The sequence below is a fragment of the Yersinia similis genome, assembly GCF_001053095.1.
GTDB lineage: Bacteria > Pseudomonadota > Gammaproteobacteria > Enterobacterales > Enterobacteriaceae > Yersinia > Yersinia similis.
This window is the reverse complement of record NZ_CGBP01000103.1, coordinates 1-432: the sequence shown is the minus strand read 5'-3', so window position 1 is coordinate 432 and position 432 is coordinate 1. Positions and strand designations below refer to the sequence as shown.

Below are 432 nucleotides of genomic sequence, written 5' to 3'. Positions count from 1 at the left end.
TCACAGGCGTGGATGATGGCACCGGCGTAGACAACGGCACATCGACCATTGATCTGATCACCCGGGGCGCACTGGTTTCGCAGCAGGGCTACGGGATTAATATCGACACCAATACCGCAGACACCTATGTCACCGTGGGCGGCCTGGTGCACGGCGGCGGCGGCACCGCAATTGGCATCCATCGGCTTGATAACATTCAAAAATCAGCCACGTTAGAGCTGCAATCTGGCTATGCCCTTGAAGGGGCCACGCAGGCACTGGTCTTCAATGGTAATTACGTGGATATGAATGATGCCGCGTTGGATCTGGCCAACAGCCATCTGGTGCTGGGTGGAACAGGAGCCGCCGCGTTCGATCTCGGCCGTATTGATAACCGTGAAGAGGCTATTCTGGATGGCGACCCGAACCGGATCACCGGCTTCGGCACCCTGA

The 432-nt window shown here is 57.6% G+C and carries 1 pseudogene; it reads left to right on the top strand.

Features of this window, described 5'->3' with window-relative positions:
• Positions 1–432 (top strand): annotated as a pseudogene (locus AC971_RS22450) (autotransporter outer membrane beta-barrel domain-containing protein); the annotation flags it as partial.